The organism is Sphingopyxis sp. H073, assembly GCF_001468395.1.
Lineage (GTDB): Bacteria > Pseudomonadota > Alphaproteobacteria > Sphingomonadales > Sphingomonadaceae > Sphingopyxis.
In genome coordinates this window covers 105386-117932 of the sequence record NZ_LNSG01000011.1, presented here as the reverse complement: position 1 = coordinate 117932, position 12547 = coordinate 105386, and the positions used below count along the sequence as shown (strand labels likewise).

The following is a 12547-nucleotide window of genomic DNA, read 5'->3' as shown; positions in this document are numbered from 1 at the left end:
GTTGCGGGGGTCGTTGCGGGGGTGGGCAACCTGTCGGCGTCGGCAGATACGACGAAGACCGGCAGCGCGGCCGGGGCGCCGGACTCAACGGGAGTCTGGGCGCCGAAGAGATTGGCGGCGACCGGTGCGGCCGACGTCGCGGTCGGCATATTCGCGAGAAGCTGGCCGAAACCGCCATCTACGCCGCTCTCGTTCGCGGGCGCGGCGGTGCCGAGCGCGGCGAGGATCGAGGCGAGGCCGTGGTGCGCCGGGGTCTGGGGAAGCGAGGCCATCATGCCGCACCGCCGTCGAGCAGGCGCAGGCTCATCGCGCGGCGGCGATGCGGGCGGTTCGCGTCGGTGCGGCGTTCCTGCTCACGCACGTCGGACAGGCGGCTGCGCTCGTAGAGGCGAACCGCCGATTCTTCCTTCACCATCGCGCTCTGCGCCACGACTCCGGCCTGGTCGCGGCGGCTGCTCGCATTGACGAGCGGCGCGACGAGATTTTCCTTGGCCATGTCGAGCCGCATCCCGAGCTCTCCAATCGTGTTGAGCGCGCGGCCCGCGACTTCGCCCTTGGCCATCGCGAGGTCGGCGCGCAGCGTTTCGAGACGCTTCGACAGTTCGACGAGGCTCGCGAGCTCGCCGGTAGCGCGTGCGAGATTGGCTTCCGCCATCTGATGTTCGACGGTGCGCACGCGGATGATACGTTTGCGGCGTGCGGTGCGGGCGTTCATGCGGAAAATCCTTCAATCAGGGCTTGGCGGGAGGAGGCAAAATCGATCTGGCCGCTGGCGGCCTGGCATACGAAGGCGAGCTGGTCGGCGCGGCGCGCGATCGCTTCGTCGAGCACGGGATCGGCGCCGGCGACATAAGCGCCCATCAGCATCAGATCGCGATTCTCTTCATACGCCGACCAGAGCTGGCGAAAGCGCGCCGCGGCGAGCGCATGGTCGGGATCGACCGAATCGGCCATCGTGCGCGACAGCGACCGGGCGACGTCGATCGCGGGATAGACGCCCTGTTCGGCGAGCTGGCGCGACAGGATGATATGGCCGTCGACGATCGCGCGCGCCGAGTCGACAACCGGGTCGTCGATGTCGCCGCCGTCGGCAAGGACGGTGTAGAGCGCGGTGATCGAGCCGCCGGTCGCATTGTCGTTGCCCGCGCGCTCGACGAGCGAGGGGATCAGCGCGAAGGTCGAGGGCGGATAGCCCTTCATCGTCGGCGGTTCGCCGAGCGTCAGGCCGATCTCGCGCTGCGCGTGCGCGACGCGGGTCAGGCTGTCGATCAGCAGCAGCACCTTCTTGCCGTCGGCGCGGAAGCTTTCGGCAATCGCGGTTGCGCGCATTGCGGCGCGGAGGCGCAGCAGCGGCGGATGGTCGGCGGGAACCGCGACGACGACCGACTTCTTGCGGACCGCGGGCGGCAGCTTGGTTTCGACGAAGTCGCTGACCTCGCGGCTGCGCTCGCCGATCAGGCCGACGACGATCACATCGCATTCGGTACCCGCGATCATCTGGCCCATCAGCACCGACTTGCCGACGCCCGAGCCCGCGATGATCGCGACGCGCTGGCCTTCGCCGACGGTGAGCAGGCCGTTGATCGCGCGCACGCCCATGTTGAGCGGCCTGGTCACGCGGCCGCGGCGCAGCGGATTGACCTTGCGGCCGGCGAGCGGCCACTGGAAATGCGACTTGACCGGTGGGCGGCCGTCGAGCGGATTGCCCTGCGCATCGATAATGCGGCCGAGCAGTGCCTTGCCGACAGTGACCATCGAGGAGGCGCCGTGCGGCTCGACCGGCGCGCCGGTGACGAGCGGCATATTGGTGTCGAAGGGAAGGACGAGGCTGCGGTGACCGCGAAAGCCGACGACCTCGCCATAGACATAGTCATTGTTCGCCGACTTGATGCGAACATTGCTGCCGAGCGGCTGAGGGAAACCCGACACCTCGAGCATGATGCCTTCGTGCGCGACGAGCGTGCCGATGCGGCGCGGGCTCGCGTCGCCGAGTTCGACGGGCGTCAGAAGCTGCTGCGCGGTCATGGCGAGGCGGCGCGTCATGCGGCGGGTCCGTCGCTGCCGAGCGCGGCGCGCAATTCGTTCAAATAGACGGCGCGGCCATGTTCGATCCAGCCGGCCGAGGTTTCGATGCGCACGGTGCCGCGCGTCATCGACGGATCGGCTTCGATCGGCAGCGCGATCGGTGCGTCCATCAGCAGCGCGGCATCGGCGGGATTGACCCACAGGGTGCGCGCCTTGTCGGCTTCGGCGACCATCGCGGCGGCGGTTTCGGCCTGGTTGCGGAGCCAGTCGCCGTCGATCGGCGCGCTTTCGACGATCTGGCGGACGAGCCGCTCGACCGTTTCGGCGATGAGCTGCGCAAGCTCCTCGCTCGGTTCGTCCTGCAGCGCCTCGGCGCCGGCGACGAGTGCGAGCAGATGGTCGCGTTCGATCGCAAAGCCCGCTTCGGCGAGGCGCTGGCCCTCGGCCAGGCCGAGCGCGAACGGATCGTCGGCGGGGGCTCCTTCGGCATCGAAGCGTTCGACCGGCACGATCTCGGCGGCGCGCGCCATGCCGAATTGCATCGGGCGGAAGCCGCGGCTCTGCGCCATGACGGCGGCCAGCGAGATGGCGGTGGTTTCGGCGGCGCGGTCAGACATAATCGTCTCCGGCGCCCGCGATCATGATCTCGCCCGATGACGCCATCTGGCGCACGACCTGCATGATCGCCTTCTGCGCCTCGTCGACGTCGACGCGCTTGACCATCGTCATCTCCGCCATTTCGTCGCGGATCGTTTCCGACGCGCGCTTCGACATGGTGGCGAGGCAGCGGTCGACCATATCGGCGTCGGTGCCCTTGAGAGCGATTGCGAGCTGCGCCGCGTCGACCGAACGGAGCACGGTGCCGAGGCTCTTGGCGTCGAGGTCGCGCAGGTTTTCGAAGATGAACATTTCCTCTTCGATGATCTGGGCGAGCAGCTTGTCCTGCTTCTTGAGCGCGCGGATCGTGCGTTCGCTGAGCTGCTTCGGCATCTTCTTCATGATCTTCGCGACGTCGCTCGGGCCGCCGATCGGCTGCTTCGCGACGCGCTGGCCGCTGACGTTGGCGGCGGCGAGGACCGATTCGAGATCTTCGATCGCGGCGGCGGGAACCGCGGTGAGTTGCGCCGCGCGCAGGACCAGTTCGGACTGCAGCGCCTCGTCGAGGGTCTCGATCGCGCGCGCCGCGACATCGGGAACGAGCACCGACAGGATCAGGGCGCCGACCTGCGGATGTTCGTTGGCGAGCAGCGCGCTGATCGCATCGACGTCCATCCAGCGCAGCATTTCGAGCGACGCGGCGCTCGACTGCGGCGCGACGGCGGCGAGGATGTTGTCGGCGCGGACGTTGCCGACCGCTTCGTGGATCACGGTGCGGATGCGCGTGTCGGCGCCGACGGCGAGCGCGCTGACGTTGCGGCTTTCCGACACGAAATGGCTGAGTGCGAGGTCGATCTGCGTCTCGCTGGCATTCGCCGAGTCGAACATCGAGCGCGCGAGCTGGCGAACCTCGTCGGCGTCGAGATGCTTGAGGATCGTTGCTGCTTCGCTTTCGTCGAGCAGCATCAGCAGGATCGCGGCGGCCGAGGCGCCCTCGATCGTCGGCTTGGCGCTGACGGGGGTGTCGTCGAGGGTGTCGATTTCGTCAGCCACGGGTACCCTCCTGCATCAGCTGGCGGACGACGAGCGCGGCGCGCGCCGAGTCCTGACGGACAAAGGCACGGACAAGGTTGGCGCGCGCCTCATAGCTCGGCGCCGCCTCGATCATCTCGAGCGTGATCTCGTTGCTCGGACGCTGGCTCGCGGCGCGCGTCGCCTGATTGTCGGCGACCGCCAGCAGCGTCTCTTCGAGCTGGGTCTCGCGCTCGGCGCGCTGGACGGCGCGCTGTTTCGCCGCCTTGATCATCGGCCGCCCGATGAAGAAGAAGGCGAGGATCGCGGCGAGCACCGCGCCGACCTGCTTCAGCAGCGGCAGGAACCAGGGGGCGTCGTAGAAAGCGGGGGCCGCGTCCTCGACCGTGGCGAATGGACGCTGGCTGATCGCGACCTGGTCGCCGCGCGTCGCGTCATAACCGACCGCGCCCTTTACCAGCGCGTCGATCTTCGCAATGTCGGCCTGCGTCAGCGCCTTCTTGCCCTGGTTGAGCGCGACCGCGACCGAAACGCGGCGAAGCTGGCCCTGCGGCTGGTGCGTGACCGAAATCTCGCGGCCGACCTCATAGGCGCGGGTCGCATTCTCGTTGCTGTTCGTTTGCGTCGGAGCCGGGGCGCCCGGTGCCGAGGGCAGCGGCGCGGTGTCGGTGACGGTCGACGCCTGCGGCGGCTGGTTCGACAGTGCGCCGGGAATGCCGACGGCGGGCGCATTGCCTTCGCCGCTGACGGTGCGCGTGACCTGTTCGCTGGTCAATGCCCGGTCGTCCTTGGGAAAGCTTTCGCGCGTCGCCTGGCTTTCCGACATGTCGACATCGGCGTGGACCTCGACGCTATAGTTGCCGGCGCCGAGCATGGGCCCAAGCAAAGTGTCGAGCGCGCGGCGGAAGCGCTCTTCCATCTGCGTCTGGAGCTGGAAGGATTTCATGTCGGCGTTCGACACGCCGTCGCTCAGCAGCGACCCGCGCTGGTCGATCACCTGCACCTCGTCGGCGTTCATTCCGGGAACCGACGACGCGACGAGGAAGCGGATCGCCTGGACTTGCCCGTCCGAAAGCGAACGGCCGTTCTGCAGCGTCAGCATCACCGATGCGGTCGCGGGCTTGTCCTCGCGGACGAAGAGGCTGGGTTCGGCGGCGGCGATATGAACGCGCGCGACCTTGACCGCGTCGATCGTCTCGATCGTGCGCGAGAGGTCCGCCTCGCGCGCCGAGCGCAGCGTTTCGCCCTCGATCGCGCGGCTCGATCCCATCGGCAGCGAAGCGATCAGGCTGTTGCCGCTCGGCTGCGCCTTGGGCAGGCCCTGGCCGGCGAGGGCGATGCGCGCCTGATAGAGCTTGTCGGCATCGACGGTCAGCGATCCGGTGGTCGGGTCGATGGTGTGCGCAATCCCCTGCGTCTGCAGCGCGTCGGCGACGGCCGCCTTGTCGCTGTCGTCGAGCCCGGCGAAGAGCTGGGCCTGCGGGGCGGTGGTCGTCATGAAATAGGCGAGCGCGGCGATCCCGATGGCGGCGCTGGTCGCGATCATCGGCAAGGCGCGCTGGACGGCGGGCTGGCGGACGAAATCTTGCACCGGCGCGAAGCGGCCGCCCATGCCGGGTACCGGCAGGCGGTTCGGGGTGGGATCGACGGGGACGAGGGTCTGGGTATCGGCCATGGATTATACCGGCATGTTCATGATGTCGCGATAGGCGGAGAGCAGCTTGTTCCGGACCTGCAACGTGGTCTCGAAGCCCAGCGAGGCCTTCTGGCGCTCGATCATCACGCTGACGATGTCGTGCGTGTCGCCGCGTTCATAGGCTTCGCTGAGCTCGCTGGCCTTGGCCTGCTGATTGTTGACCTGTTGCAGGGCGTTGCTGATGGCGGCGCCGAAATCGGGGGTTCCCCCGACGCCGCCTTCGATGCCGTCCGCGGCACCGCGGCCCGCGGCGCGTTGCAGCGCCTGGTTCTGATTGAGAATCGTGCTGCGCATCTGCAACAGCCGGCTCGGGTCAATCGTGCTCATAAGCTTTCATCCGTCCTGGTGCGCAGCGGTCGACCGCACGCCCAAAGAGTAATGCAAAGCGCGTGCCAAAAAATTTTATGGCGCTTTTCCAGCGGGATGAATGAATGCGGATCAGGCTTAACGCTGCCTTCGGCATTTTTTTGACACGCCGGCTTAATCGCCGCCGCCGCCCGCCGTTACTGCATCCGTGACCGCTCCTCGAGCCCTCACATCACGGGAATGGCCATCGAGGCCGGAAAGGAACAACATGACTGTCATCAACACCAATGTGAGCGCGCTCCGCGCCCAGAACAGCTCGCGTGTTGCCGAGCGCATGCAGTCGCAGGCGATGGAACGCCTGTCGTCGGGCAAGCGCATCAACAGCGCGAAGGACGATGCCGCCGGCCTCGCCGTCGCAACCCGCATGAACGCCGCTTCGAAGGGCTTCACGCAGGCGATCCGTAACGCGAACGACGGTATTTCGCTCGCTCAGACCGCCGACAGCGGCGCCGCCAGCATTTCGGACATCCTCGTCCGTATGCGTGAACTGGCCATGCAGGCCTCGAACGGCACGCTGGCCGACGCCGACCGCGCGCTGGTACAGAAGGAAGTCACGGCGCTGATCTCGCAGATCGGCGATATCACGACGCAGACGACCTTCAACGGCAACAAGCTGCTCGACGGCAGCGTCGCCGCCGGCTTCGACATCCAGACCGGCATCAACTCGACCGAAGTCGTGAACATCACGATCGGCAACCTCACCGCCACGACGCTCGGCGTCAACGCTCTGTCGGTTGCGACTGCGGCGGGTGCCACCGGCGCGCTGGCGACGCTCGACACCGCGATCACCACGGTCGCCGGCGAACGCGCCAACCTCGGTGCGCAGCAGAACCGCCTGACCGCGGCCGTCGACAATCTGTCGGCCCGCGTCACCAACCTCGACGAATCGCGCTCGCGCATCGAAGACACCGACTTCTCGGCGGAATCGACCAAGCTGGCCGCTGCCCAGATCCTGTCGCAGGCGTCGACCGCGATGCTCGCGCAGGCGAACCAGAGCGCGCAGGGCGTGATGAACCTGCTCCGCGGCTAAAAGATAACCATCGCAAACAGTTCAGGCCAACTTTGGTTGGTCCCTTTATTGGCCTGATCCGATGCCCCGGCTCCCCACAGCCGGGGCATCTTTGTATTCTGTTTCGGCGTGACCGAAACAGGCGCGGTTCCAGCCCGCTCCCCCTCCCAGCCTCCCGACATCGTATCCTATGGGAGGCTGGGAGGGGGAGCGGGCTGGAACCGTTCCCGGCGTCAGCCGGGACAAAGCTCTTCAATGGAAATCCCGCGACTTGGGCAGGATACGCACATTGCGCGGATGGCCGTGGCGCTGCGCATAGTCGCCTTCGGACCGTCCGCGCGGCACTTGCGGATGCTTGACCTCGTCGGCACGGCAGACCTCGGGTTCGAAGCGCCGGTCGCTGTCGAGCGCGTCGAGCATCGCCGTCCGGTCGACGATCCGCGTTGCCATCAGGTGGATGACACCCTCCTTGCTTCGCTGCACTTCGCCCTCGGCGAGCATCAGCCGCGACGCCATCACCGCGCGGCGATAGCGTTCGAAATGGCGCGCCCACAGCAATATGTTGACGATCCCGCCCTCGTCCTCGAGCGTGATGAAGATCGCATTGCCTTTGCCCGGCCGCTGGCGGACCAGCACCACGCCTGCGGTGCGGACGATCGCCCCGTTCTTGGCCGCCGCGACCTCGGTAGCGCTCAATATGCCCTCGCGCGCGAGGTCGGCGCGCAGGAACGCCATCGGATGGCCTTTCAGCGACAGCCGCGTCGTCTGGTAATCGGTGAGCACATGCTCGACCATCGGGGTCGGCGGCAGCTGTGCGTCTTCCTCGAAGCCCAGTTCATTCGCCTCGGCGGCGCCGAAAAGCGGCAGCACCCCCTGCCGCACGCGCCGCGCATCCCACAGCGCCGGCCGTCGGTCGAGCCCCATCGACCGGCACGCATCGGCATCGGCGATGAGGCGCAGCGCGCGCGAGGGCAGGTTGGCGCGGCGCGCGAGTTCCTCGACCGAAGTGAAAGCCGAGGTGGCGCGCGCATCGGCGATCGCCTTCGCCCACTCCTCGCGAAACCCGTCGACCTGCCGGAAACCGAGCCGGAGAGCGAGGCTGCCATCATCGCGCCGTTCGAGACTATTGTCCCAACCGCTGGCGTTGGCATCGACCGCGCGCACCTCGACGCCGTGGTCGCGCGCGTCGCGCACAAGCTGCGCGGGGGCGTAGAAACCCATCGGTTGCGAATTGAGGATGCCGCAGGCGAAGACGGCAGGGTGGTAATGTTTGATCCATGACGAGACATAGACGAGCCGTGCGAAGGACTGGGCATGGCTTTCGGGAAAGCCATAGCTGCCGAAACCCTCGATCTGTTTGAAGCAGCGTTCGGCGAAATCCTGCTTGTATCCGCGCGCGACCATGCCGCCGACCATCTTGTCGCGGAAATTGTCGATCGTGCCGACATTGCGAAAGGTCGCCATCGCGCGCCGCAGTCCATTGGCCTCTTCGGGCGTAAAACCGGCGGCGGTGATCGCCAGATTCATCGCCTGCTCCTGAAAGAGTGGCACGCCAAAAGTATGACCCAGCACCTCCTTAAGCTCGTTCGGATCGTGCGGCGGCGCCGGCGAGGGATATTCGACCTCCTCCTCCCCGTTCCGGCGGCGCAGATAGGGATGCACCATATCGCCCTCGATCGGTCCGGGACGGACGATCGCAACCTGCACGACCAGATCATAGAGCTTCCGGGGCCGCAGACGCGGGAGCATATTGATTTGCGCGCGGCTCTCGACCTGAAAGACGCCGATGCTGTCGCCCTTGCACAGCATGTCGTAAACGGCCGGATCCTTGGAATCGATGTCGAGCTCCAGCGTGTGATCGCCCAGCCCATGCTCGCGCATCAGGTCGTAGCATTTGCGGATGCAGGTCAGCATACCGAGCGCGAGAACGTCGACCTTCATCAGTCCCAATGCGTCGATGTCGTTCTTGTCCCATTCGATGAAGGTTCGGTCTTCCATCGCGGCATTATGGATCGGGACCAGCTCATCGAGCCGACCTTCGGTGAGGACGAAGCCGCCGACATGCTGCGACAGGTGGCGCGGTGCTTTCAGCAGTTCGCTTACAAAGCGGTGCAGGCGCTCGATTTCGCCATTGTGCGGGTTAAGCCCTGCTTCGACCAGCCGCTCGACGGGCACCTCGTCCCCCCAGCTTCCCCAACTCGTGTCGGCGAGCCGCGCAGTGACATCTTCGCTGAGCCCGAGCGCCTTGCCGACCTCGCGGATCGTGCTGCGCGGGCGATAGTGGATGACGGTTGCGGCGATCGCCGCGCGGTCGCGCGTGTAGCGGTCGTAAATATACTGGATGACCTCCTCGCGCCGCTCATGTTCGAAATCGACATCGATGTCGGGAGGTTCGTCCCGCTCGGCCGAGACGAAGCGGGAGAAGAGCAGCTTGTGCTCGTCCGGATCGACCGAGGTGACGCCGAGCAGAAAACAGACGATCGAATTGGCGGCCGATCCGCGCCCCTGACACAGGATCGGCGGCTCCTGCGCGCGTGCGAAGCGGACGAGATCGTAAACGGTCAGAAAATAATAGACATAATTCCGCCGTCGGATCAGACGGAGTTCGTTGCCGATCATCTTGCGGATTTTGGGCTTCAGCGGTGCGCCATAGCGTTTCTCCGCGGCTGTCTTCACCAGATGGTGGAGATAGTTGAACGGCTTCCAGCCCGGCGGCACCGGCTCGTGCGGATATTCGTAGCGCAAATCTTCGAGGTCGAAATTGATGCGGGCGAGCAGCTTGGTGCTGGCATCAATCGCCTTCGGGCTTTGTGCGAACAGTCGCTTCATTTCGGCAGGCGCTTTCAAATGGCGCTCGCCATTGGCGCGGAGCCGCTTGCCGGCCTTCTGAAGGGTCACGCCTTCCCGGATACAGGTGATGATGTCGTGAAGCGGGCGTTGGGCGGATGTCGCATAAAAGGCGTCATTGGTGGCGAGCAGCGGGACATTTGTCGCTGCCGATAAGCGTTGGAGTTCGGCCAGGCGCCGAGTGTCGGCACCCGACAGCGGCATCGTGGCGGCCAGCCATACCGATTTCGGCCGTTGGCGTTTGAGGGTGCGAAGCAATTCCTCATCCCCCTCCATCGCGATCAGTAGCAGATCCTCGCAATGGTCGAGCAGGTCGCCCAGTTCGAGAATGCAGCTGCCCTTTTGCGTGCGCAGATTGCCGATCGACAGAAGGCGGGTCAGTCGGCCCCAGCCGTGGCGGCTGACGGGATAGGCGACGATGTCGGGCGTGCCGTCGGCGAAGACGAGCCTTGCACCGACCACGAGCCGGAAGCCCTCTACTGCCCCGGGATTTTTGACCCGCAGCTCTTTCAGAAAAGCCCATGCCCGCACCACCCCGGCCACACTATTCCGATCGGCAATGCCGATGCCGGTCATGCCGAGCGCGATCGCCTCGGCCACCATCTCGGCGGGATGCGAGGCGCCGCGCAGGAAGCTGTAGTTGGTCGCTGCGACCAGTTCCGCGAAGCCAGGATCAGCGGACTCGTCGCTCATGCGAAAACCCCATGGATGTACCAGCGCGGGTCGGGCTTCTCGTCGTACAGGCCGTGGCGGAAGAGCCAGTAGCGGCGGCCGTGGACATCCTCGACGCGGTAATAGTCGCGCGTCAGGCCGGCGTTGTCGCGGCGGCGCCACCATTCGGCGGCGATGCGTTCGGGGCCTTCATACCGGCGTATCGCGTGAAAGGCGCGGCGCCAGCGGAAGCGCTGCGGCGGGCCGTCGGGGACCTCGGCGATCACCTCGATCGGCTGCGGCGGGTCGAACAGGTGGAAAGGGCGCGTCGGCGGCTCGCCGGGTTCGGGCATCTGCCAGGGCAGCGGCGGCGGCGCGTCGATCGCGGGAAGCGCGAGCTGCGCCTGTTCGGGGATATGCGTGTCCTCGGCTATCAATTTTTTGACACGTCGTCGCCCGAGCCGCGTCGTCATCCGGTCGACGAGCTCGTCCATCGCCGCTTCACGGACTTCGCCGCCTTCGAGTTTCAGCTGCGTGGCGCCGAGCGGGTCGAGCCGCGGCACCGTGAGGCGGATCATGTCGAAGCCGAAGCCGGGGTCGAGCGGGTCGGCAAGCCCGTCCATCCGCTCGGCAAACAGCCGCATGACGAGGCGCGTGTCGCGCGTCGCGTGGCCGGTCTCGATATCGATGCCGCGCGCCAGCCCGTCGCTCCGGAAGAAGGTCGCACGGAAATGGCGGCCGCCTTTGCCGCGATCGAGCAACTCCTTGATCGCTTCGTTCGCGAGTTCGGCCAGCACCTTGGTCGCATGCGCCGTGCTGCCGATCGGTTCGGCGAAGCGGCGTTCGACCGCGACCGGGGGCGGCGCGATGCGCGGGTCGAGCGGGCTCGGCGCGTCGCCGAGGATACGGCGGAGCGCCATCGCGGCGCCGGCGCCGAAACGCGCGGCGATATTCGCCATCGGGCGGCTCGCGAGGTCGCCGATCGTCTTCAGTCCCGCGCGAACGAGTGCTGTCGTCGCCTCGGGCCCGAGTTCGAGCGCGAGCACGGGCAGTCGGCGGACCGCGCTGGCTTCGTCCGGGGCAGGGCGCGTCTGGTAGCGGGCGAGCGCACGCGCCGCGTCGGCGGTCGGGCCGAACGCGTGGCGGACGCTCATGCCGAGCCGCGACAGACGCATTTCGGCATCGGCGATCAGGCTCGCCTCGCCACCTGCCAGATGCTCGGCGCCTGCGATGTCGAGGATCAGCCCGTCGGGAGCGTCGAGCGCGACGAGCGGCGTGTAGCGGTTGCATCCCAAGGCGAGCCGGTCGAGCCAGGCGTGGTCGGCGACCGGGTCGTGCTGGACGGCGATCAGCTCGGGAACCCGCGCGCGCGCGTCCGCAAGCGGCATGCCGACGGCGAGTCCGACCGCCTGCGCTTGCGCGTCCACGCTCGCGATGCGCAGCGCGCCGCGTATCTTCTCGGTGAAGACCAGCGGGGCGTCAGGCGGCCGCGGCGCCGTGCGGCAAAGCCGCTCGGCGGGCAGGTACGGGAAGAACAGCGCCAGATAGCGCCGGCTCCCCGCAGGCATGCCCGAAACTTTTGTTGTCATGGTTCCAGTCCAGTCGCCAGCGGCCGCCCGCGGGGCCGGCGCGCCAGCGCAGCAGTTCGAGGTCGAAGGCGGGGGCGCCCGGCGCATTGGCCTCAAGTTCGCGCGACGCCGCCGCGGCGACGCTCCACCGCGTTTCGGCGACGCTCGGTGCGGGGACAGCGTTGAGGCGGAGCATTAACAGGGTCGTGCCTGCATCGCGCGCGCCGAGCGCGAGACGGCGGCCCGCGGTGAGGTCGAGCAAGGGGAATTTCCCCCAGCTCTCGACGATCACCGCCGCCGATCCGGCGCAGCGGATCGCATCGTTCGCGCAGGCAAGCAGCATCTTGGGATCGGGAGTCTCGACGAGCAGCAGCCGGTCGGGGTCGCCGCCGAGTTCGGCGATTCCGGGGGCGTAAATATGCCCGGCGCGCCCTCCGGCGTCGGCGGTGCGCAGCCAGATCAGCGGCATCTTGCCGGGGGTACGCAGCGCCAGCAGCGCAGCGAAGGCCGCGGCGCTCGTCCCGTCGAGCGCGTCGGCGGCGAAAAATTCATGCGTCCGCCCGACCGCGAACCCGCCGCCGAGCGCGGCGTCGAAGCCCGCATGTCCGCTCGCCAGCCAGCCCTCGGCCGGGCGGCTTGTCTGGCCACCATCGGCGGCCAGCCGGGCGATATGCTTGCGCAACCCGGCGAGAGATTGGGACGACTCGTGCATATATGTTCCTGATTTGTTCTATTAGCGCGCGAGCGGGGGCGATT

At 67.2% G+C, this 12547-nt stretch carries 11 protein-coding genes; 1 reads left to right on the top strand and 10 read right to left on the bottom strand.

From position 1 onward, the window contains the following. The 7 genes from ATE64_RS18210 to fliE form a co-directional block, all read right to left on the bottom strand. The coding region (locus ATE64_RS18210) for a hypothetical protein (protein WP_197410171.1) at positions 1-275 on the bottom strand (275 nt) is incomplete at its 3' end. Further along, complete coding sequence (locus tag ATE64_RS18205) at positions 272-715, bottom strand: hypothetical protein (RefSeq protein WP_058456376.1); 444 nt, start codon at positions 713-715, stop codon at positions 272-274. The genes ATE64_RS18205 and ATE64_RS18210, both read right to left, overlap by 4 nt. Continuing rightward, positions 712-2043, bottom strand: a complete 1332-nt coding sequence (locus tag ATE64_RS18200; RefSeq protein ID WP_058456375.1) for a FliI/YscN family ATPase — start codon at positions 2041-2043, stop codon at positions 712-714. The genes ATE64_RS18205 and ATE64_RS18200 overlap by 4 nt, the downstream gene beginning before the upstream one ends. Then, positions 2040-2642, bottom strand: a complete 603-nt coding sequence (locus ATE64_RS18195; protein ID WP_058456374.1) for a FliH/SctL family protein — start codon at positions 2640-2642, stop codon at positions 2040-2042. Before ATE64_RS18195 ends, ATE64_RS18200 begins: the two co-directional genes overlap by 4 nt. Further along, a complete protein-coding gene (locus tag ATE64_RS18190; RefSeq protein ID WP_058456373.1) occupies positions 2635-3675 on the bottom strand; it encodes a FliG C-terminal domain-containing protein in 1041 nt (346 codons plus the stop codon). Before ATE64_RS18190 ends, ATE64_RS18195 begins: the two co-directional genes overlap by 8 nt. Further along, positions 3668-5329 carry a flagellar basal-body MS-ring/collar protein FliF gene (gene fliF / locus ATE64_RS18185; RefSeq protein WP_058456372.1) on the bottom strand — a complete coding sequence of 554 codons (1662 nt, stop codon included), beginning with the start codon at positions 5327-5329 and terminating at the stop codon, positions 3668-3670. Before fliF ends, ATE64_RS18190 begins: the two co-directional genes overlap by 8 nt. Before the next feature lie 3 nt (positions 5330-5332). Then, positions 5333-5677, bottom strand: a complete 345-nt coding sequence (fliE, locus tag ATE64_RS18180) for a flagellar hook-basal body complex protein FliE (protein WP_058456371.1) — start codon at positions 5675-5677, stop codon at positions 5333-5335. 247 nt (positions 5678-5924) lie between these two features. On the opposite strand from fliE, the gene ATE64_RS18175 reads away from it, so the two are divergent. Next, positions 5925-6746 carry a flagellin gene (locus ATE64_RS18175; protein WP_058456370.1) on the top strand — a complete coding sequence of 274 codons (822 nt, stop codon included), beginning with the start codon at positions 5925-5927 and terminating at the stop codon, positions 6744-6746. A 231-nt stretch (positions 6747-6977) separates the two neighbouring features. Here the strand turns inward: ATE64_RS18175 and ATE64_RS18170 are convergent, their stop codons facing one another. Genes ATE64_RS18170 through ATE64_RS18160 form a run of 3 tightly spaced genes read right to left on the bottom strand, consistent with a single transcriptional unit; the run spans position 6978 to position 12503 of the window. Beyond that, positions 6978-10265 (bottom strand): error-prone DNA polymerase, encoded by a 3288-nt coding sequence (locus ATE64_RS18170; protein ID WP_058456369.1) that lies wholly within the window; start codon positions 10263-10265, stop codon positions 6978-6980. Beyond that, complete coding sequence (locus ATE64_RS18165) at positions 10262-11791, bottom strand: DNA polymerase Y family protein (protein ID WP_058456368.1); 1530 nt, start codon at positions 11789-11791, stop codon at positions 10262-10264. Before ATE64_RS18165 ends, ATE64_RS18170 begins: the two co-directional genes overlap by 4 nt. Continuing rightward, complete coding sequence (locus ATE64_RS18160; protein ID WP_058456367.1) at positions 11703-12503, bottom strand: hypothetical protein; 801 nt, start codon at positions 12501-12503, stop codon at positions 11703-11705. Before ATE64_RS18160 ends, ATE64_RS18165 begins: the two co-directional genes overlap by 89 nt. Between the last annotated feature and the right edge of the window lie 44 nt (positions 12504-12547).

Excerpts from the sequence above, each read along its gene's own strand:
- ATE64_RS18205 (WP_058456376.1), bottom strand. The coding sequence starts at position 715 with ATGAACGCCCGCACCGCACGCCGCAAACGTATCATCCGCGTGCGCACC.
- ATE64_RS18200 (WP_058456375.1), bottom strand. The coding sequence starts at position 2,043 with ATGACGCGCCGCCTCGCCATGACCGCGCAGCAGCTTCTGACGCCCGTC.
- ATE64_RS18195 (WP_058456374.1), bottom strand. The coding sequence starts at position 2,642 with ATGTCTGACCGCGCCGCCGAAACCACCGCCATCTCGCTGGCCGCCGTC.
- fliF (WP_058456372.1), bottom strand. The coding sequence starts at position 5,329 with ATGGCCGATACCCAGACCCTCGTCCCCGTCGATCCCACCCCGAACCGC.
- fliE (WP_058456371.1), bottom strand. The coding sequence starts at position 5,677 with ATGAGCACGATTGACCCGAGCCGGCTGTTGCAGATGCGCAGCACGATT.
- ATE64_RS18175 (WP_058456370.1), top strand. The coding sequence starts at position 5,925 with ATGACTGTCATCAACACCAATGTGAGCGCGCTCCGCGCCCAGAACAGC.
- ATE64_RS18170 (WP_058456369.1), bottom strand. The coding sequence starts at position 10,265 with ATGAGCGACGAGTCCGCTGATCCTGGCTTCGCGGAACTGGTCGCAGCG.
- ATE64_RS18165 (WP_058456368.1), bottom strand. The coding sequence starts at position 11,791 with ATGCCTGCGGGGAGCCGGCGCTATCTGGCGCTGTTCTTCCCGTACCTG.
- ATE64_RS18160 (WP_058456367.1), bottom strand. The coding sequence starts at position 12,503 with ATGCACGAGTCGTCCCAATCTCTCGCCGGGTTGCGCAAGCATATCGCC.